The organism is Paenibacillus sp. USDA918EY (assembly GCF_009870825.1).
In the GTDB taxonomy this organism is placed as follows: Bacteria; Bacillota; Bacilli; order Paenibacillales; family Paenibacillaceae; genus Paenibacillus_AQ; species Paenibacillus_AQ albilobatus.
Window position 1 is genome coordinate 1 of the sequence record NZ_WTWY01000069.1, and the last position, 361, is coordinate 361.

Sequence of the window (361 nt, forward strand, 5' to 3'; positions counted from 1 at the left end):
AGACAGGAAAAGAAGTTCCGTTCGCGCAGTTTCTCGAGGAACAAGCCGGCACAGGCGAGCTGTTCAACTCTGATATCGGGATGATGCTCACATCAGCGCTCAGTCCTCGGACCGATTGGGAAGAAGTTAATGATTATCTCGCCCCGATCGTCAAAGGTATACTTTCCGAGGCCGTGCAGATGGAGGACAAGCGGATATACATCGTCCTGGTCCTGGCGATCAAAGAGGCGTGGCTGGAATTATGTGAGCATAACGAAGTCGAAAAGGCGGCTGACCGTGAATTTCAGATGGATCTCGATGATCCTGGGTTCACCAGCAAGTTCGAGCAGCTGCTGAAAGACCTGTCTTACGGCCGGCAAGT

At 52.4% G+C, this 361-nt stretch carries 1 protein-coding gene; it reads left to right on the forward strand.

All coding sequences use genetic code 11. From position 1 onward, the window contains the following. A partial coding sequence (locus tag GQY55_RS30850) for a hypothetical protein (protein WP_160045738.1) occupies positions 1–361 on the forward strand: 361 nt, incomplete at both ends.